This is a genomic window from Bradyrhizobium lablabi, assembly GCF_018129385.1.
GTDB classification, from domain to species: Bacteria; Pseudomonadota; Alphaproteobacteria; order Rhizobiales; family Xanthobacteraceae; genus Bradyrhizobium; species Bradyrhizobium lablabi_C.
On record NZ_JAFCLN010000016.1, the window covers coordinates 77,827 to 100,617 of the forward strand.

Sequence of the window (22,791 nt, forward strand, 5' to 3'; positions counted from 1 at the left end):
GAGGCACCGATGACGAGAGAAAGCCAATTGGAGGATCGCGAGCCCGTTATCGTGGAGGCCGTCAGGACGGCGGTCGGACGGCGCGGCGGAGCATTGCGGGAATGGCATGCGGCTGCCCTGCTTGCGGAGACCCTGAAAGCGATCGTGGCCCGTAGCGGAGTGCCGGCCACGCGGATCGACGATGTCGTGGCAGGTTGCGCGACGCAGGTCGGTGAGCAAGCCGGAAATGTCGGGCGCACGGCGCTTCTCATGGCCGGCTTTCCGGTCACCGTGCCGGGCATGACCGTGCAGCGCGCCTGCGGCTCCTCTCAACAAGCCGTGCATGTCGCCGACAACATGATCCGGAGCGGCGTCGCGGAAATCGTGATCGCCTGCGGCGTCGAGTTGATGTCGAAGACGCAAGGCGGGAACGAAGACACCAAATATGGTCGCCGTCATCCCGAAGAGCTGGTGCGCCGCTTCTCGATGCCCTCCATGGGCGAGGCAGCCGAGCGGATCGCTGACCGCTGGCAGCTTGATCGGGCCTACCTGGACGATCTGGCGCTGCGCAGTCACGCGCTCGCGGCCGAGGCGACGCGAGAGGGTCGTTTCGACCGGCAGATCGTTCCCGTCGCCGCGGCCGACGGATCCACCCTCACGCGGGATGAGGGCATCCGGGCCGATGCCTCGCGCGAAAAGCTCGCCTCCCTGAAGACGGCCTTTCGCGAGAACGGCCGCGTCACGGCCGGAAATGCAAGCCAGGTTTCGGACGGGGCATCGGCAATTCTCGTCATGAGCGCGAGAGCGGCGCGTGAGTTCTCGCTCCGGCCCCGCGCCAGGCTCAAGGCGCAGGTGGTCGTCGGGGTCGATCCCGAACTGATGCTGACCGGCCCGATTCCGGCGACGCAGGAGATCCTGAAGCGTTCAGGCCTCCTGCTGTCCGACATCGACCTGTTCGAGATCAACGAAGCCTTCGCGCCTATCCTCGGCTCCTGGCTCAAGGAGATCGAGCCGGATATCGAGCGTGTCAACGTGAATGGCGGCTCGATGGCGATCGGCCACCCGCTCGGATCGACCGGCGCGAGGTTGATGACGATCATGATCGACGAACTGGAACGCCGCGGCGGCCGCTACGGGCTGCAATCGATGTGCTGCGGCGGCGGTCTCGGCACCGCGACCATTGTTGAGGCGTTGCAGTGAGCGGGGTCGGCCACAGCGTGGCCGTGATGACGTCAACGGGGATTGGAGGACGGCATGGGTAACAACAAGCGACCGCTTATCCTCGGGGTCGGCGGCACACCGCGCAACGGGTCGTCGACGGAACGCGCGCTCGCCGTATGTCTGGCGGCCGCTGCCGCGGAAGGCGCCGACACCGTCATGATCAGCGGCCCCGACTTGATGCTGCCGATGTACAATCCCGGTCAGGCGCCGAATACGCCCGCGGCGGAACGGCTGATCGACCTCTATCGCCGTTGCGACGGCATCGTGATCGCGTCTCCCGCCTATCATGGTTCGCTGTCCGGCCTCGTGAAGAACGCACTCGATTACGCGGAGGAATTGCGCTCGTCCGAGCGCGTCTATTTCGACGGCGTCGCGATCGGGCTGATCGCCACCGCGGCCGGATGGCAGGCGACCGGACAGACGCTCGCGGCCCTGCGATCCATCGCACATGCGCTGCGGGGCTGGCCCACACCGATGGGCGCGGCACTCAACACCGCGACGAAACTTTTCGACGATGCCGGCCAGTGCACCGATTTGTCCTCGCGCTTCCAGCTCGAAACGGTAGGCCAGCAGGTCGTGCGTTTTTCGCGGATGAGCGAGGCGGTGCTCCGCCTCGAGCAAGAAATCGTCCGATAGGGCGTGGGCGGAACGTCGATTTTTCGATCGCACGATGCTCGATCGGCCAAGCCATGATATTCGTCAATCATCGGCTTGCCCGATGCGGACTGAGAGGAGAGAGCCATGTTCCTTCGTCTATACTGGAGCCGCCTGCAACCGGGCGCCTGGGAGGCCGTGCACGATCTCTACCGGCGCGACTTCAGCAGGACGAACGTCCCGGGCCGTCTCGGCCGTTGGGTCACGCAGGACACCAACGATCCCGACTGCATCATCACGGTGACGCTGTGGGAGGACCAGGCCGCGATCCAGGCCTGGGAATCCTCCGAGCAATACGCGCGCTCGATCGTCGCGATCCGCCCGCATCTTCTGGGGTCGCAGACCGTATCGCTTTGCGAAGTGAAGCTGGAATATCCGTCCGGCCTGCTCCAGGCCCTACAGCAAGCCGCCGAACGATTTCCCCTTTCGCCGGCGTGAAGGCGGTAACCATGGTGGCTATCTGCAATCGTGACGCGATCGCTCCGGCAAATTGCCGAACAGAGGGCCCAAACCTTCGGCGATCGTGAGGTGCGCGATCACGGCGTCACGCAGCCTCGTGTACGGAAGCTCGGCGAGCATCGCGGTCTGTATCGCGGCCATGACCTCGCCCGCCTCGGAACCGATCATGGTGAAGCCAACGATACGATCGTCGTTGGCGTTGACTACCGCCTTCATGAAGCCTTGAGTCTCGTCGGTCGCCTCGGTGCGTAAGACATTGCTCATCGGAAGCCTGGCAACGCGCACCGGGATCCCCTTGCGCTGCGCTTCGTCCTCCGAAAGGCCCACGCGCGCGAGGGGCGGATCGGTGAACATGACGTAGGGAACCAGCCGATCGTCGGTTCTGCGATTGCCGCCGGCCATGTTGTCCCTGACGATCCTGAAGTCGTCCACGGAAACGTGCGTAAACTGCGGGCTGCCGGCGCATTCGCCGATGGCCCACACGCCGGGCACCGTCGTCTCCAGACGTTCGTTGACCCGGACGAATCCGCGAGCATCGAGCGCAATCCCGGCAATGTCGAGACCGATATCTGCGGTGTTTGCGATGCGTCCCACGGCCACGAGCAGATCGCTGCCCTCGACCTTCCGCTCACCCGTCGCCGTCCGCAGCGTAACCGCGATCTCGTCTCCGGAGAGGCCGTGAACGCTGACCGGCTGGGAATCGAGCAGGACCTCAATGCCCTCGGCGGTCAGGATGCCCAGCATCTCTTTTGCGACATCGGCATCCTCGCGGCCCATCAATTGCCGGCCGGGCTCGACGATCGTCACCCGGCTGCCGAAGCGGCGATAGGCCTGCGCCATTTCGATGCCGACATAGCCGCCACCCAGCACGATCAGGTGCGACGGTAGATAGTCGAGTTCCAACGCCTCGATGTGCGTGAGTGCACGGGCCGCTTCAAGGCCTGGAATGTCCGGGATCGCAGCGTGCGTGCCGACATTGACGACGGCCTCATTGCCGGTAAGCAAACGGGTGCCGCCACCGTTCAGGACGACCTCGATCGTCTTCGGGCCCACGAAACGGCCGTGGCCCATGATGAGTTCAGCACCGCTGCTCTTGTAGGCGCCCAGGTGGAATTCGACCTCGCGGTCGATCATGTCCTGCTTGCGGCTGCGCACCTTGCGCATGTCGACCTTGACGGCGCCCGCCAGCGTGCCAAACCGCGCGGCGTTCCGGACAAGATGGGCGACCCGCGCGCTCCAGATTTCATTCTTGGACGGCAGGCAGGCGACGGCGGGACACGAGCCGCCGACCCAGCGGCGTTCGACGACGGCTACCTTCTTGCCGGAACGCCCCAGATGCCATGCGAGCAGCTTTCCACCCTGGCCGCTGCCGAGGATGATGACATCGACATTTTCAGTCTGTGGCATGACTATTCAGTCTCATCAGTTCATCGTTGAGTTTTTCGCACTCGCACGGAATTTTCCGACTGGCACGCGGGCGGATGGCACGCAGCTTGTTTTCGTGGCTGATCCAGCTTTGGTTACAGGCAGTCGAACGACGCAAGGAAAATTCATCGCTCCTCTGCCTGAAGATCGCTGGTTTGAATCCCGCGCGCTTGCTGCGGGAATTTTCTCCGAGCGATCTTGTAACCAAGGCCCTCATTATTCCGAACTAGCTGTTGAATGGTCCCGCGCGCGGCCTGGCTTTTCGTAAAAGCACGCAGGAGTGAGCCCATGCCGGAACTCATTCGAAATCGACCGGTTCTCGATCGAAAGGCGGGCCTGCATGTGGCCATCATCGAATGTTGACGAACTTCGCCTGTCAGGACGGCGAGAATCCGATGGATAAGAACCGCGACGATCGTCTGCGCTTTCACCGACGCGAGCTGCTGGTCGGCGCCGCCTATCTGACGCTGGGCATGTCGAAAGCCCACGCGACCATGATCGTGGGCCACCTGCCATGGACGCCAAACGCAGGTAATCCGCCGACGGCCGCCCTGCCCGGACCCTGGATGTTCTTTACCGGCGAAGAAGGCAGAGCGATCGAAGCGCTGGCCGATTGCATCATTCCACCCGATCCGCAGACGCCCGGCGGCAAGGATTCCGGATCGGCGATTTTCATCGATCGCCAACTGGCCGGGCCCTACGGCCGGCAGGAGGGCCTCTATGTCCGCCCTCCCTTCATGAAGGGTACAAGGAGCCAGGGTCATCAATCCGAGCAGGGACCGGCACAGGAGTATCGCGAAGGCCTCGCGGCTCTGGATCGCTCCTGCAAGGCGAGATTCGAAGGCAAGGCGTTCGCCATGCTGTCGGACTCGGACAAGGATGCAGTGCTGAAGGGACTGGAGTGCGGCGAGTTCACGCTCGACGGAGCCGATGGCAAGGCGTTCTTCGCCATGGTTATCAGGGACGTCCAGATGGGTTTCTTCGCCGATCCGATCTACGGCGGCAATCGCGACATGGCCGGCTGGAAAATGATCGGATATCCGGGATCCCGCTACAACTACCTGGATTGGGTGAACCGGCACAACGAGCGCTTCCCGCTGCCGCCTGTCAGCATGACGGGCCGGGCAGAATGGACACCGCAAACGCGCTGAGGACCGCTGATGGCGAAGATACTTCCGAAGAAGGACGTGGTGATCATCGGGCTTGGATGGACCGGGTCCATCATGGCCAACGAGCTCACGGACGAAGGCCTCGAAGTGATGGCGATCGAGCGTGGACCGTGGCGCGACGCGCCGACGGATTTTCCACCCGACTACATGCAGGACGAGCTGCGCTACCGCGTACGTCACGAACTTTTCCTGAGGCCGGACCAGCTCACCTTCAGCTTCCGCAACAGGATTGATCAGACCGCGCTGCCGATCCGAAGCTGGGGCGCCTTCATGCCGCCAAACGGCGTTGGTGGCGGCGGTGTGCACTGGAACGGCGAGATGTGGCGATTCCTGCCGTCGGACTTCGTCCTGAAAACTCATCTTACCGAACGGTACGGCGCCGCCTTCCTGCCCGAAGACATGACGATCCAGGACTGGGGCATCACCTATGACGAACTCGAACCTTTCTATGATCGATTCGAGTACCTCTGCGGCACGTCAGGAACGGCCGGTAATCTGCGTGGCCGGATCATGGAAGGCGGCAATCCTTTCGAAGGTTCGCGCTCCCGGCCCTATCCGACCCCGGCGCAAGCGCAGCCGTTCAGTCACACACTGTTCGGCAAGGCCGCGCGGGAGCTCGGCTACAAGCCCTTTCCCCAACCTTCCGGCAACCTCTCGCAAGCCTACACGAATCCGCACGGACTGCGGATGGGGCCCTGCACCTACTGCGGATTTTGCGAATGGTTCGGATGCAGCAATTATTCCAAGGCCAGTCCGCAAACCACGATCCTTCCCTATCTCGTTCGCAAGCCAAATTTCTCGGCGCGCGACCACTCGGAAGTAACCAGGATCAACGTCGACAAATCCGGAAGGCGAGCAACCGGCGTGACTTTCGTCGACTCGAGCAACGTCGAATGGGAGCAGCCCGCCGACCTCGTCATCCTTGCGGCCTATACAATGTTCAACGTGCATCTTCTGCTGCACTCGCAGATCGGCAAACCGTACGATCCGATCGCCAATACGGGTGTCGTCGGCCGCAACTACACGCATCAAACCATTTCGAGCGTGAATGGCTTCTTCGATAACAAGAAGTACAACTTCAACCCGTTCATCGGGTCGGGCTCGATCGGCATGTGCATCGATGAGTTCAACGGCGATAACTTCGATCACGGACCACACGGCTTTGTCGGCGGAGGTTACATGGGCCAGGTGCAAACCGGCGCCCGCCCCATCGAAAGCACGCTCGTCCCACCCGGCACGCCGAAGTGGGGAGCGGCCTGGAAGACTGCCGTGAAGGAGAATTACCTCAGCACGGTAAAGCCCGGTACCGGAGTCCACGGCAGCTTCTATGCCTACCGTGACATCTATCTCGATCTCGATCCCACCTACTCGGATCGCTTCGGCCGGCCCTTGATGCGGATCACAATGGACCTGAAGGAAAACGAGGTCAAACAGAACAAGTTTCTGACAGACAAGTTCGCCGAGATCATCAAGACGATGGGTGCGGACAAGCTCGCCATTCAGTATCGGACGGCGCCGTACGACATCTCGACCTATCAGACGACGCATCTCAACGGCGGGGCGATCATGGGGACCGACCCCACGACCAGCGCGCTCAACCGATATCTCCAGAGCTGGGACGTCTCCAACCTGTTCGTGCTGGGCGCCAGCGCGTTCCCGCAGAACGCCGGCTACAACCCGACGCTGACGGTGGGCGCGCTCGCATACTGGGCGGCCGCGGCGATCCGCGACAAATATCTGAAGAACCCCGGGAGGCTGGTGGATGCCTAGCAATCGATCCACGCTTGCGGGCATCGGCCTGGCGGTGCTCTTGGCCGGATCGGCCCATGCCGGCGATTCGGATCCGCAGGAGTTCAGCCAGATCGAGCGCGGGCGGTATCTTGCGGTCCTGTCCGATTGCGCAAGTTGCCATACCGTGCCCGGCAGCAACCAGCCGTTTGCCGGCGGACGCGCGATCGAGACGCCGTTCGGCAACATCGTGGCGCCGAACATCACGCCTGATCTGGAGACGGGAATCGGAAGCTGGAGCGACGAGGCGTTCGACGCCGCGGTTCGCAAGGGTTTGCGACGGAATGGTTCGCGGCTCTATCCGGCGATGCCCTACACCGCATACACGAAAATGTCGCGCGACGATGTGCTGGCGATTCGCGCTTACCTCAACACGGTAACGCCGGTCAGGAACGCCGTCGACGCGAACACCTTGCCGTTTCCGTTCAACATCCGCGCATCGATGCGGGTGTGGAATGCGCTGTACTTCAACCACGGCGACTTCAAGCCAGATCCGGCGAAATCCGCCGAATGGAATCGCGGCGCGTACCTCGTGGACGGTCCCGGCCACTGCGGCGCCTGCCACACGCCCAAGACCTTTCTCGGAGGCGACAGAACCGACCAATACCTGCGCGGGAGCTTCCTGCAAGGATGGTCGGCTCCGGATATCACCGGCGATACCCGCGTCGGCGTGGGCGCCTGGTCGACAGAAGACCTCGTCGCCTACCTGAAAACAGGTCACAACCGTGTGTCGGCCGCTACCGGACCGATGGCCGAAGTCGTGTCGCTCTCGACGGAGCAGATGACCCATTCCGATCTGAATGCCATTGCGACTTACCTGAAATCCCTTCCTGGCAAACAAGACCATCCGCAAACGCTGCCAAAGGAGGAGCCCGCAATGGTCGCCGGGGCCGCGATCTACCGCGACCAGTGTTCGGCCTGCCACGGCATCGAAGGCAAGGGCATCGCCAAGCTTTTTCCGTCCATCGCAGACTCCTCGATGGTGAGGTCCGACGATCCCACGACGTCGATACGGATCGTGCTGCGGGGCGCCCGAAGCGTCGGTACCCAGGCCGAGCCGACCGCGCCCGGCATGCCATCCTATCGCCAACTCGACGATGCGCAGATCGCGGCCGTGCTCACCTACATGCGCAATAGCTGGGGCGCCGCAGCCGTACCAGTCAGGCCGGCTGACGTCGCGCGCGTGCGTTCGGATACGGCATTACGGCCGGATTGAATGGTACTCGCGCCAAACATCGATCGCCCCATTCAGATAAGACATACTGACCCAGCGTATCGAGCATTCGTCATTGGCCTGCACGCAGGCACAGTCGCTCCTGCCGGTACGGCAATTTCAGAGGCGGCTATGCTTTCCTAATCGCCGTCGCCGGCCTCGGTGGCCAAAATGCGATCAACAACAACGGCAGCCTGTGACGAGAATGGCGAAGCTGCTCGAGCCTCGAGCCGCGCGTTCCCGCCGCTGCGAAGAGTAGCCCCGATGGTGAAACCTGCCGTCATTGTCCCAGAGGATCAGCCTTTAACCCTTGCCAACTTGCCACCCGGCCGGCCACAGAAGCGGCTTGCCCTTGCGGTCGCCCTCGCCTTCCTGGGTGTCTTGCTCGTTTCGGCCGGAGAATTCTCGAACGTCCAGCTCGGACGGGTCGACGCCTTTGTTCCGGCCTATGCCACCGCGATCATCGTGAATGACTTGATCACCGCAGTCCTGCTGTTCAACCAGTTCGCGATTTTTCGTTCGCGTGCCCTTCTTGCCATCTCGACCGGATATCTCTTCACAGCGTTCATGGTCATTCCATGGGTACTTACCTTTCCGGGAGTGTTCTCACCGGGTGGCCTGCTTGGCGCAGGGCTGCAAAGCACGAACTGGCTCTACGTTCTGCGATACGCCGCTTTTCCCACGTTCGTCATTGCATACACCCTCTTGAAGGACGCCGATCGGCCCAAGCGATTGTGGGAAAGCGCCGTTGGCACGACCATCCTTTCGAGTGTCGCGATATCCGCTGTCATTGTGTGTGCCGTCACAATTCTTGTTACCGCAGGCGACGCGTATCTGCCCCGTATCTCGATCGATCCGGTCCATTTTTCTTCTCTGTGGCTTTATTTGGCCGGTTGTCTGATCCTGTGGAACGCAGTTGCGCTCATTCTGCTCTGGATGCGCCAGCGTTCGGTGCTCGATCTGTGGCTGATGGTGGTTGTTTGCTCGTATGCCATTGAGATCTATCTGGTCTCGTTTCCCGGTCTGGCCCGGTTCAGCGCCGGCTGGTACGCCGGCCGGACCTTCGGATTCGTATCCAGTATTCTCGTGCTTTTTGTCCTGTTGCATGAGATAGCAACGCTTTATGCACGGCTGCTCAGCGCGGTCCTGGCGCAGCGTCGCGAGCGTGAGGCGCGGCTGATGACCGGCGATGCCGTGTCAGCCTCTATCGTCCACGAAGTCAAACAGCCGTTGACGGGGATCATAGCCAGCGCGAACGCAGGGTTGAACTGGCTCGATCGTGTCGAGCCCGAGCTCGATAACGCCAGGAATGCGTTGCGACGCGTCGTGTCTATCGGACACCGCACAAGCGCCATGATCGAGGATATCCGGGCGCACTTCAAGGCCGATGCGCGGACGCGCATTTCGCTTGATATCGACAATATCATCCTGGAAGCGCTGGCCGTCGTTCGCGACAAGCTCCAGACATCCGGAATCATCGTTCAACTCCAGCTTGGCGAACGGCTCCCGCGGATAATGGGTGAACGAATCCAGCTCCAGCAGGTGCTGGTCAATTTGATCACGAACGCAATTGAGTCCATGGCCGCAACGAGCGGGAAACGGATGCTGTCCATAAAATCTGAAGTCCATACCTCCGGATACGTGATGGTGTCGGTGGAAGACACAGGGAGCGGCCTCGAGGCCGGTGCCGCGGACCGCATATTCAGCCCAATGTTCACGACCAAAACGGACGGTATGGGCATGGGGTTATCGATCTGCCGGACGATCATCGAGGCGCATGAAGGGCGATTGTGGGCGACCGCCAGGGATCGCGGCGCCATTTTTCACTTCACGGTGCCCGTCGATTCCGGCGTTTCATCCTGATCGTGCCGGTCCATCGCTGCCCTCCAACGGGAATTTCGAATACCGGCAGGCCAGCAGCACGCTAGCAGCGGCGGCAAATCGTCAGCTTCTCGTCGAGCATCTTGTCCAGCTTCTGTTGCGCTGCATTGAAGCTCTCGATCTTTCGCTGGACATCGGCATCCTCGGCCGAGCCTGGCACGAAGCTCCGTCCCCGCGGCTGCACACGCACGGCAGCGGCCGCTTCGCTTCGATCTTCGGACGGCGTTCGCAAGTCTTGGGCGATCGCAGCACCTGTCGCCAGTACGAAGACGAATAGCGGCGCGCCTGGAAGGAATGATCTCATGGTGACCTCCTGGAGCGGCATCGGTGTCCCACGGCCGGTGCGCGTCAAACGGGCTGGGATGCCTGGACGCCCGCCGAGCGCATCCCGGACGCCATTTCGCCTTGCTTGTTGGCAGCCAACAGTCTCACAAGGTCCTGCTTCAGCAGATAGATCGATACCGCGAGAAGGACGACGTCCTTCAGCAGGAATGGCACCACGCCGGCCATTGCTGGAAAGCCGGCTGCCGGATCCCAGCCATCCGGTACGAACGGGATGATCGTGATGGTCGTTAGGAATGTACCGGTTGCGCCGAGGGCCCCGAGAACTCCGAACCGCTTGTCCCAGAAGCCGGCATACAGAAGCGCGAACATCGTCCAGTCCGACGCGCCCAGGAACCGGGTGGCTCCGCGCAGGCCGAAGGCCGGGTACAGCCAGGAGATGAACGGGCCGTTGCTGATGAAGGGCATCATGAGCGGCGCCGCATATTGGTGCCATTTCGTGTATCCAAAGAACGCGAAGATGATCACCATGGAGGCGCGCAGCAGGTGGTATTCGACCTCCTCGCTGAGGAGGCCGAGGCCCGCCATGATCTTCGCAAGACCCCTGGTCAGGTAATCCGCTGTGCCGCTGCGCATCGCTCTGACCACATCCTGCCTGAGCAGGTAGAACGACGCAGCAAGAAGCGCGACATCCTTTATAAGAAAAGGAATGTTGCCGGTCATCGCCGGAAAGCCGCCGGCGACCTCGTCCCATCCGCCCGGCATGAACGGGATGATGGTAACGGTCGCCACGAATGTGCCGCACGAGCCGAGAGCGCCAAGAATACCGGCTTTCCTGCTCCAAAACCCGCCGACCAGAAGCAGGCCAATCAACCATTCCATAACACCCAGGAACCAACTGGCGCCGCGAATGCCGAAAGCCGGGTACATCCAGGAAATCAGAGGTCCGTTGCTGATGTAGGGAATCAAAACCTGAGCTTCGTACTCGAACCATTTCTGATACCCGAACAACAGAAACACGATCACCATCGATGCCCGGATCAGGTGATAGTCCAGGTCTCCCTTGAGAAAACCGGATTTGTTCAATGCGGCCGTGAGATAGTTCATTGTCGCCTCGCTTGTCTGCTACGGGACCATCAACGGATTCTCATCCGCACTTCGGCAGGAATCCGCGGATCATCGCGGCGATTTCCCCGCAATGGGTTTCGAGCGCAAAATGGCCGGTATCGAGAAAACGGACTTCCGCGCCTGGAATGTCGCGCTTGAACGCCTCTGCGCCCGCAGGCAGGAAGAAGGGATCGTGCTTGCCCCAAACCGCCAAAAGCGGCGGCTTCCACTGGCGGAAATAGGCTTGAAAGTCGGGATACATCGCGACGTTGCTCTTGTAGTCGCCGAACAGGTCAAGCTGGACCTCATCGGCGCCTGTCCGGGCCAGATAGAAGTTGTCGAGCGAATAGCCGTCCGGAGATACGTGGCTCGTGTCAGAAACGCCGTGGGTGTATTGCCAAATCGTCGTTGCGGGCGCGAGGAAGGACCGCAGCGCGTTACGATTGGCCTGCGATGGATCCTGCCAATACGCACGGACCGGATTCCAGCCATCGCTCAACCCGTCCTCATAGGCGTTTCCATTTTGAGAAATGATTGCGACGATGCGCTCGGGATGGCGCACCGCCAGCCGAAAGCCGGTCGGCGCACCATAGTCAAAGGCGTAGATCGCGAAGCGAGCGAGCCCGATCACCTCGGTGAAGCGTTCGATCACGCCGGCCAGCCTGGCGAAAGTGTAGGAAAACCTGTCGCGAGGCGGCATGTCGGACTGGCCGAAGCCAGGCAGGTCCGGCGCTACGACGCGAAAGCGGTCCGACAAGGCCGGGATCAATTCGCGAAACATGTGGCCGGCGCTTGGAAAGCCGTGAAGCAGCAGCAGTGCCGTCGCACCGACCGGCCCTGCCTCGCGGTAGAATACTCTGAGCCCGTCGACGTCGGCCTTGCGGTAGCAAATGCTGGTCATGAGCGCTCCTGCCTTGTTCGAAGCCCTGTAACTTTTGAAGTGATGTCATACCGGTTACTGCGCCGTTGCGGCTCTTCCCATCGCGTCCAGCTCGATTTCAAGTGACCGTTTTTCATTCGCGGACTCGCGCGGCCTGGTTACACGGCACACGCCGATGCGATGCGCTGCTCCTGCATCAGGCCGACAGGAAGGTCTTGAGAATCCTCGTCGTGTCGGTGGGATTCTCCTCGGGAAAAAAGTGACCTCCCTTCGTGGCCTGTCCTTGCACGTTGTCAGCCCAGTTCCGCCAGATTCCCAATGCACCGCCGTACTGTTCGTAGAAGGTATCGAGTGGTCCTCCGGCAGACCAAAGATGGAGCATCGGGCAGCCAATACGCCGGGATGCTTCCCGATCTTTCCTGTCGTGCTCGATATCCACGCTCGCCGCCGCGCGGTACTCCTCGCAGATCGCGTGTACCCGGGCGGGATCGCGATACGTTTTCCGTGTATTCAGTTCTCACCTCGGGGCCGAACGAGCCTTCGCCAAACGGGTTGTCGAATACCGCGCCCGGAGCACCCAGGAGGTATTTTTCCGGGAGCGGCGTCTTCTGCGAGAGAAGGATCCACGGCCAGTATGTCATGGCGAACTTTGCGTCGGCGTGGCCCCACCCCTCCGAGATCGGAATGACATCAAAAACTGCGAGGCGACGCACTCGCTCGGGATGATCGAGCGCAAGGCGGTAAGAAACGCGGCCGCCGCGATCGTGTCCCACGAGATCGAACCTGGGAAACCCGAGCCGGTCCATCACCGCCACGAGTTCGTTCGCCATCGCCCGTTTTGAATAGGGGTAGTGATCTTCGGCGGAAGCGACGACGCCGCTGCGACCATAGCCGCGGAGGTCGACGCAAATCACGGTGTGGTCGTTCGCGAACTGCGGCGCCATGTGACGCCACATCAGGCTGGTGCGTGGAAATCCATGCACCATGAGCAGCGGCGATCCGTTTCCGTAGCGTCTGATGAAAATCGTATTGTCATCAACCTTGATCTCCCTCGTCTCGAAGTGATCGGAAGCAGCCGATGTGGCTTTCCCCGCGGGCTGAGCGCCGACCTGCTGCGCGAGCAGCGCCGATGACAGAGCGGTGCCGGAAACTGCGCCAATTGCGCGGAGCAGGATGCGGCGTTCGACGTCCGTATTGTCTGTCATTTGCTGAACCTCCTTTAAGACGACGCCGCGGCAGAATGCCTTTTGAAGCCGTCGACGTTTGCGCTCCAATAGCCGGTGGTCGCCGCTGCGGGGTTCACCCTTTCACGCGATTGCCCGGTTATCAAAACGCACGACGTAACACCTGGACCCGGGGCGCAGTAACTTGCGGCGCCGAACCAGACAGGTTACGCTCGCCTTCGATGCGGCTTCGGATCATCCAGCGTGATTTCACGAGACTACTTTCGTGGGCAGGACTGGTTTGGTTACAGGCCGCGCTGCCCCGTCAGGAAGTGTCCGCGACCCCATCGCGGATTCGCTGAGGGAAATGCGGATGCGATGCAGAGGCATCCGCATCCTCGGCCCGGAAGCACGGCTCCGCCAATCCGTACGGATGTCCGGGAGTAATTGAGAATGTCGTCGTCGGGTTTTGTTCACATCGTGGACGATGATGGGGCGATTCGTGAGTCGCTCGGAGACCTGCTCCGCTCCATGGATTATGAAGTCACTCTCTATGGATCCGCCCTGGAGTTTCTCAGGGTTGAGCTGCCCGATGTTCCGGGATGTCTGGTGCTGGACGTTCGGCTGCCGGGCACGAGTGGCCTGGAGCTTCAGGAATACCTGACAGGCATCGACGTCCGGTTGCCTGTCATTTTGATGAGTGGCCACGGCGACATTCCCATGTCCGTGAAAGGCATGAAGGCCGGCGCGGTCGACTTCCTCACCAAACCGATACGGGAGCAGGATCTGATCGATGCTGTTGCCACGGCGATTCGAATTGACAGGGACCGCCGTCGGGACAGCATACAAATTGCCCAATTACGGGAGCTGTACGCGCTTTTGACATCCCGTGAACGGCAAGTGATGGCGCTCGTGGCATCCGGACTCATGAACAAGCAGGTTGCGAACGAACTATCGATCAGCGAAGTCACCGTGAAGATGCATCGCGGCAGTGTCATGCGAAAGATGCGAGTAAAATCCGTTGCCATGCTCGCTCGCATAGCCGAGGCCCTCGACATCCAGCAATGATGCTGCCGTCCATAATGTAAGCTTGGGTCGAGAACACGACCGGCGATTGCCGTATCCGGGAAACCCATACGAAGGTATGGGCCGAGACCGCACAACCGAGAGATTGTGACCGTGCGCCGTCGAACGCAAGGTTCGACTGTATTGTGCTGCCACCGGCACCAGGCAGTCCAACCTCCCAGGAGATAATGCCATGCAAAAACCTTCCCGGTTGAACCACGGCACTCCTCGCTTTGAACACCCGGCCTCGTCGGCGAGAGCATGTTCCTCTCATGGTCTTTCCAGCTCGCTTGCCTTGCAAAGCCAGGTTCTGTGACAAGTCCGCTGGTCTCAATCATCGACGACGACGAAGCGCTGTGCCTTTCCCTTGTGGATCTGTTGCACTCCGTCGGCTATCGCGTCGAGCAGTATGGCTCGGCCGAGGCGTTCCTGGCGTCGTCCAACCTGCTCAGCCTGGACTGCATCCTCTCCGACATTCATATGCCCGGCATGAGCGGACTTGATCTGCTCCAAACGCTTCGCGAACGCGGCGTCGCGACGCCAGTAATCCTCATCACGGCCCTGCCCGATAAACATCTGGATAATGAAGCGATCGCGCACGGCGCGCGATACCTTCTCAGAAAGCCATTCAAGGCAAATTGCCTGCTCGAGTGCGTCCGGAGGAGTCTCCAATGAGCGCCCTGCACCACGACATCGCCAATTCCTCGGCATTCGGCTCACCCCCACGGGCCGGCGATACCGCCCCAGGCCCATCCTCGTCCGACCTCGCAGCTCATCGACGACAAAGGGGCCGATCCGAGAATTGGGAGACTCGTTCCGATCGATGGGGCTGTCTCATGGCCGCGGCGCAAGCTGGCAACAGCCAGGCCTATGAGCAATTGCTCCGGGAACTGGACGCATGGCTGCGCCGCTTCTATGCGCGCCGGCTTCCGAATGCCGCAGCCGATGATGCAAGGCAAGACGCGCTTCTTGCGGTTCATGCCAAACGGCACACCTACGCACCCTCACGTGCATTCGGGGCATGGGTCATGGCGATCGCGCGCTACAAATGGATCGACCACATTCGAAACGCATCGCGAAACGCCGCACTCGCGCTCGATGACGAGATAGCGGTCGAAGATCACGGAGAACCTGCGATCAACGCCGCAGCGGTGGACGAACTCCTTGGCCAGCTCAATCCGGCGCAAGCCAGCGTGATCCGCCTGGTGAAACTAAAGGGTCTCAGCGTCGCTCGCGCATCCGGCGCAACCGGCCAATCGGTAGCGCTCGTCAAGGTCAACATCCATCGAGGCCTGAAGAAGCTGGCTGCGCTGGTGGCCTGCGATGTCCTTTCCCGCAACGAACGTTCGCCGGCCCTTCCCGCCTCCGCGACGCAAGTCGCTCAACAGTCGAAATCCAGTCGGTGAAGAAAGGGCGTGATGATGAGCGCTTCCGGGACAATGGCGAGCGTCGTTCTGGTTCACGGCGCGTGGGCGGACGGCTCGAGCTGGGCACGCGTGATCGAGCCGTTGCAGTCAAGGGGACTAAGGGTCCTTGCCGCTCCGATTCCGCTCACGTCACTCTCCGATGATGTCGCGGCGCTTGAACGTACGCTGGAGCGGACCGAAGGGCCCGTCATTCTCGCGGCGCATGCCTACGCCGGAGCTGCGATAGCCGCGAGCACAAACGAAAGAATCCGATCGCTAGTCTTCATTACAGCCCTGACACCGGACGAAGGCGAAACCGTCGGCGAGGTCTTCTATCGCGAAAAGCCGCATCCGGAGGCACCTCACCTGGCTCCCGACAAGCATGGCCTCCTCTGGATGCCCGACGATCGATTTGCGGCCGCCTTCTGTCAGAACGCTTCACCCGAGCAGGCCGCGCTCCTTGCGGCGACGCAGCGTCCGATCGCCCTCGCATGTATTCAGGAAAAGGCGCCGAGGCCGGCGTGGCGGGTAAGACCTTCCTGGTATCTCGTTGCGCTGGAGGATCGGATGATCAACCCGGCCACGCAGCAATTCCTGGCGCGACGCATGGGTGCCCGGACCAGATCGGAACGAATAGACCATACACCCCTGGTTAGCGCACCGGGATTGGTCGTCGAATTCATCCTCCAGGCTGTAACCGATTTGGCCCGCCATCCGAACAGTTAGGCGAAAGGCTGCCGCCAGGCGGAAGATGCGTGGCCGACGAACAGGAGGAAGGCCGACATGAGTGATGAAGGTCTGGACGTTGAGGGTCGCCGCAAACTGCTTGCAGGCCTTGGTATTGCCGCGATCGGCGCCGCGGCAACCCCGGTTAGACGCGCTGCGCTGGCAGATGAGGACAGGACCAAAATGGACACTCGGGCTCCATCGATATGCGTCTTCGACGTCAATGAGACGCTGCTCGATATCGAATTCATCGCGCCGCTGTTTCAGCGGCTGTTTGGCGATCCGAACACCTTGCGCGAATGGTTTGGACAGCTCGTCCTCTATTCGAACGCAATAAGCTTGTCGGGGCCCTACACGACATTCTTCACGTTGGGACAGGGCGTTCTGAAGATGCTGGGCACGATCCACAAAGTCTCGATCAGCGAAGCGGACGCTGACGAGCTCAGAACGCGAATGCTAACGATGCCGGCGCACCCCGATGTCCCGGCAGGGTTGAAGCAGCTAAAGGACGCGAGGTTCCGTCTCGTGACATGCACCAATTCGCCGCCCGATCCGCACGCCAGCCCGCTCAAGCACGCCGGCATTGATGGCTGGTTCGAACGATCGTTCAGCGTCGATCGCGTTCGTCGCTTCAAACCTGCCCTGCAAGTGTATCATATGGTCGCCGAGGAGCTGGATGTACCGCCGTCCGCGATCTGCATGGTAGCGGCGCACGTGTGGGACACGATCGGTGCGCAAAGCGCCGGCTGCTCGGGCGCGTTGATTGCAAGACCCGGCAATGCTCCCCTGCCTGTGCATGGGCTGCCCCAGCCTCAGGTCGTCGCTGCGGATCTACCGGGAGTCGCCAGCCAGATGACACGGCTTTGGCGCTGACCGGCTACGGCCGCGCTCCCGCGGGAGCCGTCGCCGGGCAGGTTGCGTTACTGCCGCTATAAAGGTTTGCCGTCTTTACCGCCGCGTACCCGCGGTGCCTTCAGGCCCAAATTGTTCGCGCAATCTGTTCAGGCTTGATTGGCGTCGAGTTGAACTCGACCTTGAGGTGGGACAGCGCGTCGCACACGGCATTGGCAATAACAACCGGCGGAGCAATCGCGCTTCCTTCTCCGACACCTTTTACGCCGAACGGGTTCAAAGGAGATGGATAATGCATATGCTTCAGCTCCAGATGCGGAACGTCGCTCGCACCGGGCACCAAATAGTCCATGAAAGATCCAACGAGCAGTTGTCCCTCCGAATCGTAGCTCAGTTCCTCGAGCAAAGCACCGCCCAGCCCCTGCACGGCGCCGCCGTGAATTTGCCCGTCAACCAGCATCGGATTAACGACCACGCCGCAATCGTGCACGATCACGTATCTCTCGATCTCGATACGTCCCAGCTCGACATCGACTTCGAGGATTGCTGCATGGGTCGCATAAGCCCAGGTCACCGTCGGCGGCTGGAAATAGGCCGTCTCTTCGAGACCGGCAGAGACCCCCTCGGGTCGCATGTTTTCCCAGCCAGGCATCGCCGCCTTGGCGATCCGGGCCAGAGGCAACTCCTTTCCGGGCACGCCGATCAGTCCGACCGTGCCGTTGCGCAGCTCAAGATCGCCCGGTGAGCACTCGAACAAGTTCGCGGCAATCGCAAACACCTTCTTTTGCAATGTCTGGCTTGCATTGTAGATCGCGCCCGAAAGGTTGACGGTGCTGCGGCTCGCGATCGTGCCGAAGCCGATCGAGATCGCGCTCGTGTCCGCGAGCGCAACGACGACGTCTTTCGGATCGACTTTCCAGGCATCCGCTACGATCTGCGAGAAGATCGTTTCCATGCCTTGCCCCTGCGGACATGCCCCGCCGGCGAGATAGATCTTTCCGCTTGGATCGATGCGGACCGTCGCGCTTTCGAACGGCCCGACGCCCGTGCCTTCCACGTAGCAGCCGAGCCCAAGACCGAGAAAGCGGCCTTGCGCGCGGGCGGCGCGTTGCCTTTCACGGAACGCTTCAAGTCCGCCGAGCGCCGCCAGGGCTTGCCGCAGCGATTCCGGATAATCGCCGCTGTCATAGACGATCGGCTCGCCGTCGCGATAAGGAATGCCCAGATGATAGGGCATTTCCGAGTGCGGGATCATGTTTCTCATCCGGACGACCGCCGGATCGAGGCCTAACTCGCCGGCGATCAGATCCATCACGCGCTCCATCGCGAACGTGGCTTCCGGGCGTCCGGCGCCGCGATAGGGCGCATTCGGCACCTTGTTCGTCACCACGATCCGCGATCGTACCGCGAAGTGATCGAACTTGTAGGGCCCGGGCAGATGCACCGCGGTATTGTAGGCGATGCCGGAGCCGATCGGATTCCATGCGCCGCAGTCCACGATGAACTCGTCCCGGAAGGCCAGCAGATGGCCCTCATCGTCGAATCCGAACTCGACGTCATGGGTCTGGTCGCGCGAATGACAGGCGCTCATGAAATGCTCGTGCCTGTCTTCGACCCATTTGACCGGACGTCCAATCTCCCGCGCCAGGAACGGGATCAAGAGATCCTCGGGATAAACATGTCCCTTGACCCCGAAGCCGCCGCCGACGTCGAGCGCAACGCAGCGAATGCGGGCCTCCGGCATCTTGAGGACGGTCGATGCTTCGCGACGAAGCCAATGAATGACCTGGCAGGCTGACCAGACGGTGACCGTATCCGTTCTCTCGTCATGCGCGGCCGCAACGCCACGACACTCCATTGGAATCGCTGCATAGCGGTGATGGTAGAACCGGCGCTTCAGGCGGTGCGGCGCTTTCGCAAGCGACGCCTCCACGTCGCCCTTCGCCACCTCAAAATCGCCGATCACGTTCGTGTCGTATTGTTCATGCAAAATGCCGGAGTCACGGCTCAATCCCAACTCCGGATCGACCACGGCGGGTAACGGCTCGATATCCACCGTCACCAGTTCGGCCGCATCTTCCGCCAGGTACCGGCTCTCCGCGAGAACGACGGCGACGGCCTCGCCGACATGCCGGACCTTGTCGTGGGCCAGCAGCGGCTGCTGCGGATTGAGAAACTTGTGCTGAACGCGCGTTGTCCATTTCCGGGGCAGCGACAATTGCGTGTCCGGAACGGGCGGAAGCAATTTTGCAAGGTCCGGCCCGGCAATCGCATAGACCACACCCGGACTCGCCAGAGACCGCGAAAGGTCGACGGATTTGATCCGCCCATGAGCAACCTGGCTGCGTACGAACGCCGCGTGCAACATGCCCGGCAGCTTGAGATCGGCGATGAACTCGCCCTTCCCGGTCAGCAGACGTCGATCTTCTTTCCTCGGAACCGACTTGCCGATGTATCCGTTCGCTTCAGACATTCGCCAGCGCTCCGACCTTCCTCTCGCCGCGCATATCCGCCGCCGCTTCCATGACCGCCTTGACGATATTCTGATAACCGGTGCAGCGGCATAACACCGCCGAAAGCGCTTCCTTCACCTCGGGCTCGGTCGGCGACGAGTTGGTCTTCAGGAAGTCGATGACGGTCGCCAGCATTCCAGGCGTACAGAATCCGCACTGCAGCGCATGATTTTCGTGAAATGCTTTCTGGACGGGATGATATTGTCCTGCCGCCGACAACCCTTCGATTGTCACGATCTCGGCGCCGTTCGCCTGCACGGCCAGCATGATGCACGACCTTACCGCTTCACCGTTGACGAAGATGGTGCAGACGCCACACACACCGTGCTCACATCCGGTGTGCGTCCCCGTCAAATTCAGATGATCGCGCAGGAAGTCGGCCAGCAAGGTGCGGGCCTCGCAATGCCCCACATGGTCCTTGCCATTCACTTTGAGATGAATCTCGACTGATTTTGCCATCGCTTGCTTTTTCGGCTTGCTTTTTCTCACGCAGCCGCTCAGCGCGGCTTTGCGGATTCTGCGGCTCGTTTCAGAACACGCGTGGTAAGTACCCTCGTCAGGTGACGCCGATACTCCTCGCTCGCATTGCGGTCGGATAGCGGTTCGACGGCAGCGGCCGCCGCCTCGGCGGCTTCCTTGATTGCGTCAGCATCGACGGGACGACCTGCAAGCGCCTCCTCCGCCGCCATCAAGCGGCTCGAGAACGGCGAAACGCCGGCTGTCGCAATCCTCGCCGTTTCGCAAACGCCATCTTTCATCACCAGCATCGCCGCGACCGCCGCGATGGCAAAGTCCCCGTGCCGGCGGGAAAATTCCTCGATGGCGAACAACGCTCCTTGAGGCATCACGGGAAAGCGTACCTCCGTGAGCACTTCATCTTCCGCCAGGCTGGTCGTCATCGCGTCGAGAACAAGCTCCGCCGCGGGGATGGTGCGCTCGCCATTCGGGCTCCGCACCAGCACCTCGCCCTCCAGCACCTGGAGGATCATCGGGATTTCGGCGGCGGAATCGGCGTTCGCGAGCGAGCCGCCGATCGTTCCGCGGGAGCGCGTCGGCAGATGTCCCACCATCTTGATGGCTTCATGCAGGAGAGGCAGGTCTTTGGCGACGACAGGCGAAAATTCAAGCGCACGTTGTCTCGTCATTGCGCCGATATGCACTTTACTATGGACGCGCTTGATGTACGCCAGTTCCGGAATTTGGTTCAGATCGATGATGACGTCGGGCGCTGCGAGGCGGAAGTTCATCATGGGAACCAAAGTCTGACCACCCGCCAACAGCCGGGCGTCGCTCCCGTAACGCTTCAGGAGCGCCATTACGTCTTCGATCGTGGCTGGCGCGTAGTAATCGAATGCGGCGGGCTTCATGTCGGCTCCCGCAGCAGCGGGCATCGGCTGCTCAACATCAATCACCGCCCCTTCTGAGAGCGCTGCGAGACATGCCAGGGCAGCATCCAGCGTTCAACCGCCTCGATCATGAAGAACATGATGGTGCCGAGAACGCCGAGCACCAGGATCGCCGCAAACGCGCGCGTGCTGTTGAAGGTCGCCTGGCTGGTCAGGATGACATAACCAAGCCCCTGCTCGCCGGCGACGAACTCTCCGACGATCGCGCCGATCAGGGCAAACGAGATGCCGATCTTTGCACCCGCGAACACACTCGGCAAGGCGTTCGGGAAGCGAACCTTCATCATGACGTCCCAGCGCGGCGCCCGCGCCGAACGCGCGAGGTCGATCATGTCGTTGTCGATCGCCCGCAGGCCGACCGTCGTGTTGATCACGATCGGGAAAATGGCGATGATGGCGGCAATCGCAATCTTCGGCGCGCCGCCGGTTCCGAGCCAGATCACGAACAGCGGCGCCAGAGCAACCTTCGGTATGGAGTTGGTCGCCACCAACAGGGTGTAGAAGGTCCGATCGATGAAGCTCGAGGACACGATGGCGATGGCCGCAAGCACGCCGCCGACCAGTGCGATAAAAAAGCCGACGCTCGTGACGTACACCGTATAGAGCGATTGCCTGGCGAAGAACGCCGGATGATCGATGATGTCCGAGATCACGATCGTCGGCGCCGGCAGCAGGAAGCTCCGGATGCCGAAGATGCGAACGGACATTTCCCAGACGACGACGAGAACCGCCAGGACAACGAGGATTGTGCGGGCCTGCTCCGTCTTGCGCCAGTAGCTCATGAGGTCATTCTGCTTTGAGAAGCCCCATCGACGCGAAGAGATGACGGATGTGCTGGACATATTTTCCGAATTCCTCAGTTTGACGAATGCTGAGCGGACGAGGCCTTGGAATGTCGATCGGAACGATCTCGGCAATCCGGCCGGGATTGCGCGCCATCACCACGACCCGGTCGGCCAGATAGACGGCCTCATCGATGCCGTGGGTGATGAAGATGACCGTCTTGCGCGTCTCGTACCACAGCCGCTCCAGCTCCGCGTTGAGGTCGTCACGGGTCATGGCATCGAGCGCACCGAACGGCTCGTCCATCAGGAGAAGATCGGGGTCGACGATCAACGCGCGGCAGATTGCGACACGCTGGCGCATGCCGCCTGACAATTCCCACGGGAAGCGGTGCGCGTAACCGTCCAGCCCGTAATCCTTGAGCAGCTCGAGCGCGCGCTGTTCATAGTCCTGGCGACGCAGTCCCCTGAACTCGACCAGGATCAGCACATTGTCGAGGACCGTTCTCCAGTCAAACAGGACATCGCGCTGAAAAACGATCGCCATGTTGTCCGGCGGCGCCTTGACTTGCTGCTGCCGGATCGAAATCGATCCGGAGCTGACGCCCTGAAGGCCCGCCACACACTTGAGCAGCGTGCTTTTGCCGCAACCGGACGGTCCGACGATGCTGACGAATTCTCCGGCCGCGATGTCCAGGTTGATGCCCTTCAGCGCAGGAATCGGACTCTCATCGGCCGCGTACGTTTTTTCGACATCGTTGATCGAAATATAGGCAGGATCGCTGGATCGGACGACCGACTCAGACTCCATTGGCCGGCT

22 protein-coding genes are annotated in these 22,791 nt (G+C 61.3%); 12 read left to right on the top strand and 10 right to left on the bottom strand.

What is annotated here, in order from left to right; all coding sequences use genetic code 11:
* Positions 1-9 precede the first annotated feature (9 nt).
* The 3 genes from JQ628_RS25305 to JQ628_RS25315 all read left to right on the top strand — a co-directional run bounded on the left by JQ628_RS25305 (position 10) and on the right by JQ628_RS25315 (position 2,292).
* Positions 10-1,179, top strand: coding sequence for a thiolase family protein (locus tag JQ628_RS25305; protein WP_212226591.1), 1,170 nt, complete (start codon positions 10-12; stop codon positions 1,177-1,179).
* 54 nt (positions 1,180-1,233) lie between these two features.
* A complete protein-coding gene (locus JQ628_RS25310) occupies positions 1,234-1,836 on the top strand; it encodes an NADPH-dependent FMN reductase (protein ID WP_212226593.1) in 603 nt (200 codons plus the stop codon).
* Between the two features lie 105 nt (positions 1,837-1,941).
* The gene (locus JQ628_RS25315; RefSeq protein ID WP_212226595.1) at positions 1,942-2,292 is read left to right on the top strand and encodes an antibiotic biosynthesis monooxygenase family protein; all 351 of its coding nucleotides are present in this window, start codon (positions 1,942-1,944) and stop codon (positions 2,290-2,292) included.
* An 18-nt stretch (positions 2,293-2,310) separates the two neighbouring features.
* Here the strand turns inward: JQ628_RS25315 and JQ628_RS25320 are convergent, their stop codons facing one another.
* Complete coding sequence (locus JQ628_RS25320; protein ID WP_212226597.1) at positions 2,311-3,720, bottom strand: mercuric reductase; 1,410 nt, start codon at positions 3,718-3,720, stop codon at positions 2,311-2,313.
* Positions 3,721-4,133: 413 nt separating this feature from the next.
* Between JQ628_RS25320 and JQ628_RS25325 the strand changes: the two genes are divergently transcribed.
* From JQ628_RS25325 to JQ628_RS25340, 4 genes are all read left to right on the top strand, one after another.
* Positions 4,134-4,889, top strand: coding sequence for a gluconate 2-dehydrogenase subunit 3 family protein (locus tag JQ628_RS25325; RefSeq protein ID WP_249128374.1), 756 nt, complete (start codon positions 4,134-4,136; stop codon positions 4,887-4,889).
* A gap of 9 nt (positions 4,890-4,898) precedes the next feature.
* Positions 4,899-6,677 (top strand): GMC family oxidoreductase, encoded by a 1,779-nt coding sequence (locus JQ628_RS25330; protein ID WP_212226598.1) that lies wholly within the window; start codon positions 4,899-4,901, stop codon positions 6,675-6,677.
* On the top strand, positions 6,670-7,911 hold the full coding sequence (locus JQ628_RS25335; protein WP_212226599.1) for a c-type cytochrome: 1,242 nt from the start codon (positions 6,670-6,672) through the stop codon (positions 7,909-7,911). Before JQ628_RS25330 ends, JQ628_RS25335 begins: the two co-directional genes overlap by 8 nt.
* 261 nt (positions 7,912-8,172) lie before the next feature.
* Positions 8,173-9,771, top strand: a complete 1,599-nt coding sequence (locus JQ628_RS25340) for an MASE4 domain-containing protein (RefSeq protein ID WP_212226600.1) — start codon at positions 8,173-8,175, stop codon at positions 9,769-9,771.
* A 61-nt stretch (positions 9,772-9,832) separates the two neighbouring features.
* On the opposite strand, the gene JQ628_RS25345 is transcribed toward JQ628_RS25340, so the two are convergent.
* From JQ628_RS25345 to JQ628_RS25365, 4 genes are all read right to left on the bottom strand, one after another.
* Positions 9,833-10,093, bottom strand: coding sequence for a hypothetical protein (locus tag JQ628_RS25345; RefSeq protein WP_212226601.1), 261 nt, complete (start codon positions 10,091-10,093; stop codon positions 9,833-9,835).
* Between the two features lie 44 nt (positions 10,094-10,137).
* Complete coding sequence (locus tag JQ628_RS34890; protein WP_349628124.1) at positions 10,138-11,178, bottom strand: YkgB family protein; 1,041 nt, start codon at positions 11,176-11,178, stop codon at positions 10,138-10,140.
* Positions 11,179-11,218: 40 nt separating this feature from the next.
* Positions 11,219-12,079, bottom strand: a complete 861-nt coding sequence (locus tag JQ628_RS25360) for an alpha/beta fold hydrolase (RefSeq protein WP_212226606.1) — start codon at positions 12,077-12,079, stop codon at positions 11,219-11,221.
* Between the two features lie 272 nt (positions 12,080-12,351).
* Positions 12,352-13,263 (bottom strand): alpha/beta fold hydrolase, encoded by a 912-nt coding sequence (locus tag JQ628_RS25365; protein ID WP_349628125.1) that lies wholly within the window; start codon positions 13,261-13,263, stop codon positions 12,352-12,354.
* Positions 13,264-13,674: 411 nt separating this feature from the next.
* On the opposite strand from JQ628_RS25365, the gene JQ628_RS25370 reads away from it, so the two are divergent.
* The 5 genes from JQ628_RS25370 (at position 13,675) to JQ628_RS25390 (ending at position 17,291) form a co-directional block, all read left to right on the top strand.
* Positions 13,675-14,289, top strand: a complete 615-nt coding sequence (locus tag JQ628_RS25370; protein ID WP_212226607.1) for a response regulator transcription factor — start codon at positions 13,675-13,677, stop codon at positions 14,287-14,289.
* Between the two features lie 258 nt (positions 14,290-14,547).
* The gene (locus tag JQ628_RS25375) at positions 14,548-14,961 is read left to right on the top strand and encodes a response regulator transcription factor (protein ID WP_249128375.1); all 414 of its coding nucleotides are present in this window, start codon (positions 14,548-14,550) and stop codon (positions 14,959-14,961) included.
* Positions 14,962-15,122: 161 nt separating this feature from the next.
* A complete protein-coding gene (locus JQ628_RS25380) occupies positions 15,123-15,692 on the top strand; it encodes a sigma-70 family RNA polymerase sigma factor (RefSeq protein WP_212226608.1) in 570 nt (189 codons plus the stop codon).
* A 12-nt stretch (positions 15,693-15,704) separates the two neighbouring features.
* Positions 15,705-16,418, top strand: a complete 714-nt coding sequence (locus JQ628_RS25385; RefSeq protein WP_249128378.1) for an alpha/beta hydrolase — start codon at positions 15,705-15,707, stop codon at positions 16,416-16,418.
* 57 nt (positions 16,419-16,475) lie between these two features.
* Positions 16,476-17,291: a haloacid dehalogenase type II gene (locus JQ628_RS25390; RefSeq protein WP_249128380.1), complete on the top strand. Its 816-nt coding sequence runs from the start codon at positions 16,476-16,478 to the stop codon at positions 17,289-17,291.
* A gap of 100 nt (positions 17,292-17,391) precedes the next feature.
* On the opposite strand, the gene JQ628_RS25395 is transcribed toward JQ628_RS25390, so the two are convergent.
* The 5 genes from JQ628_RS25395 to JQ628_RS25415 are packed head-to-tail and all read right to left on the bottom strand — an operon-like array spanning position 17,392 to position 22,782.
* Positions 17,392-19,743 (bottom strand): xanthine dehydrogenase family protein molybdopterin-binding subunit, encoded by a 2,352-nt coding sequence (locus JQ628_RS25395; RefSeq protein WP_212226609.1) that lies wholly within the window; start codon positions 19,741-19,743, stop codon positions 17,392-17,394.
* On the bottom strand, positions 19,736-20,272 hold the full coding sequence (locus JQ628_RS25400; protein ID WP_433996164.1) for a (2Fe-2S)-binding protein: 537 nt from the start codon (positions 20,270-20,272) through the stop codon (positions 19,736-19,738). Before JQ628_RS25400 ends, JQ628_RS25395 begins: the two co-directional genes overlap by 8 nt.
* Before the next feature lie 8 nt (positions 20,273-20,280).
* A complete protein-coding gene (locus tag JQ628_RS25405; RefSeq protein ID WP_212226610.1) occupies positions 20,281-21,150 on the bottom strand; it encodes an FAD binding domain-containing protein in 870 nt (289 codons plus the stop codon).
* A gap of 41 nt (positions 21,151-21,191) precedes the next feature.
* Entirely contained in the window at positions 21,192-21,971 is a 780-nt protein-coding gene (locus JQ628_RS25410) for an ABC transporter permease (RefSeq protein WP_212226611.1), read from the bottom strand.
* Positions 21,972-21,975: 4 nt separating this feature from the next.
* Positions 21,976-22,782 carry an ABC transporter ATP-binding protein gene (locus tag JQ628_RS25415; RefSeq protein WP_212226612.1) on the bottom strand — a complete coding sequence of 269 codons (807 nt, stop codon included), beginning with the start codon at positions 22,780-22,782 and terminating at the stop codon, positions 21,976-21,978.
* Between the last annotated feature and the right edge of the window lie 9 nt (positions 22,783-22,791).

What these genes read in the sequence shown, in the direction of transcription:
- JQ628_RS25315 (WP_212226595.1), top strand. Translation starts at nt 1,942, where the DNA reads ATGTTCCTTCGTCTATACTGGAGCCGCCTGCAACCGGGCGCCTGGGAG.
- JQ628_RS25305 (WP_212226591.1), top strand. Translation starts at nt 10, where the DNA reads ATGACGAGAGAAAGCCAATTGGAGGATCGCGAGCCCGTTATCGTGGAG.
- JQ628_RS25335 (WP_212226599.1), top strand. Translation starts at nt 6,670, where the DNA reads ATGCCTAGCAATCGATCCACGCTTGCGGGCATCGGCCTGGCGGTGCTC.
- JQ628_RS25345 (WP_212226601.1), bottom strand. Translation starts at nt 10,093, where the DNA reads ATGAGATCATTCCTTCCAGGCGCGCCGCTATTCGTCTTCGTACTGGCG.
- JQ628_RS25370 (WP_212226607.1), top strand. Translation starts at nt 13,675, where the DNA reads ATGTCGTCGTCGGGTTTTGTTCACATCGTGGACGATGATGGGGCGATT.
- JQ628_RS25395 (WP_212226609.1), bottom strand. Translation starts at nt 19,743, where the DNA reads ATGTCTGAAGCGAACGGATACATCGGCAAGTCGGTTCCGAGGAAAGAA.
- JQ628_RS25380 (WP_212226608.1), top strand. Translation starts at nt 15,123, where the DNA reads ATGGCCGCGGCGCAAGCTGGCAACAGCCAGGCCTATGAGCAATTGCTC.
- JQ628_RS25390 (WP_249128380.1), top strand. Translation starts at nt 16,476, where the DNA reads ATGAGTGATGAAGGTCTGGACGTTGAGGGTCGCCGCAAACTGCTTGCA.
- JQ628_RS25410 (WP_212226611.1), bottom strand. Translation starts at nt 21,971, where the DNA reads ATGAGCTACTGGCGCAAGACGGAGCAGGCCCGCACAATCCTCGTTGTC.
- JQ628_RS25340 (WP_212226600.1), top strand. Translation starts at nt 8,173, where the DNA reads ATGGTGAAACCTGCCGTCATTGTCCCAGAGGATCAGCCTTTAACCCTT.
- JQ628_RS25325 (WP_249128374.1), top strand. Translation starts at nt 4,134, where the DNA reads ATGGATAAGAACCGCGACGATCGTCTGCGCTTTCACCGACGCGAGCTG.
- JQ628_RS25385 (WP_249128378.1), top strand. Translation starts at nt 15,705, where the DNA reads ATGATGAGCGCTTCCGGGACAATGGCGAGCGTCGTTCTGGTTCACGGC.
- JQ628_RS25375 (WP_249128375.1), top strand. Translation starts at nt 14,548, where the DNA reads ATGTTCCTCTCATGGTCTTTCCAGCTCGCTTGCCTTGCAAAGCCAGGT.
- JQ628_RS25360 (WP_212226606.1), bottom strand. Translation starts at nt 12,079, where the DNA reads ATGACCAGCATTTGCTACCGCAAGGCCGACGTCGACGGGCTCAGAGTA.
- JQ628_RS25365 (WP_349628125.1), bottom strand. Translation starts at nt 13,263, where the DNA reads ATGACAGACAATACGGACGTCGAACGCCGCATCCTGCTCCGCGCAATT.
- JQ628_RS25415 (WP_212226612.1), bottom strand. Translation starts at nt 22,782, where the DNA reads ATGGAGTCTGAGTCGGTCGTCCGATCCAGCGATCCTGCCTATATTTCG.
- JQ628_RS25310 (WP_212226593.1), top strand. Translation starts at nt 1,234, where the DNA reads ATGGGTAACAACAAGCGACCGCTTATCCTCGGGGTCGGCGGCACACCG.
- JQ628_RS25405 (WP_212226610.1), bottom strand. Translation starts at nt 21,150, where the DNA reads ATGAAGCCCGCCGCATTCGATTACTACGCGCCAGCCACGATCGAAGAC.
- JQ628_RS25330 (WP_212226598.1), top strand. Translation starts at nt 4,899, where the DNA reads ATGGCGAAGATACTTCCGAAGAAGGACGTGGTGATCATCGGGCTTGGA.
- JQ628_RS34890 (WP_349628124.1), bottom strand. Translation starts at nt 11,178, where the DNA reads ATGAACTATCTCACGGCCGCATTGAACAAATCCGGTTTTCTCAAGGGA.
- JQ628_RS25320 (WP_212226597.1), bottom strand. Translation starts at nt 3,720, where the DNA reads ATGCCACAGACTGAAAATGTCGATGTCATCATCCTCGGCAGCGGCCAG.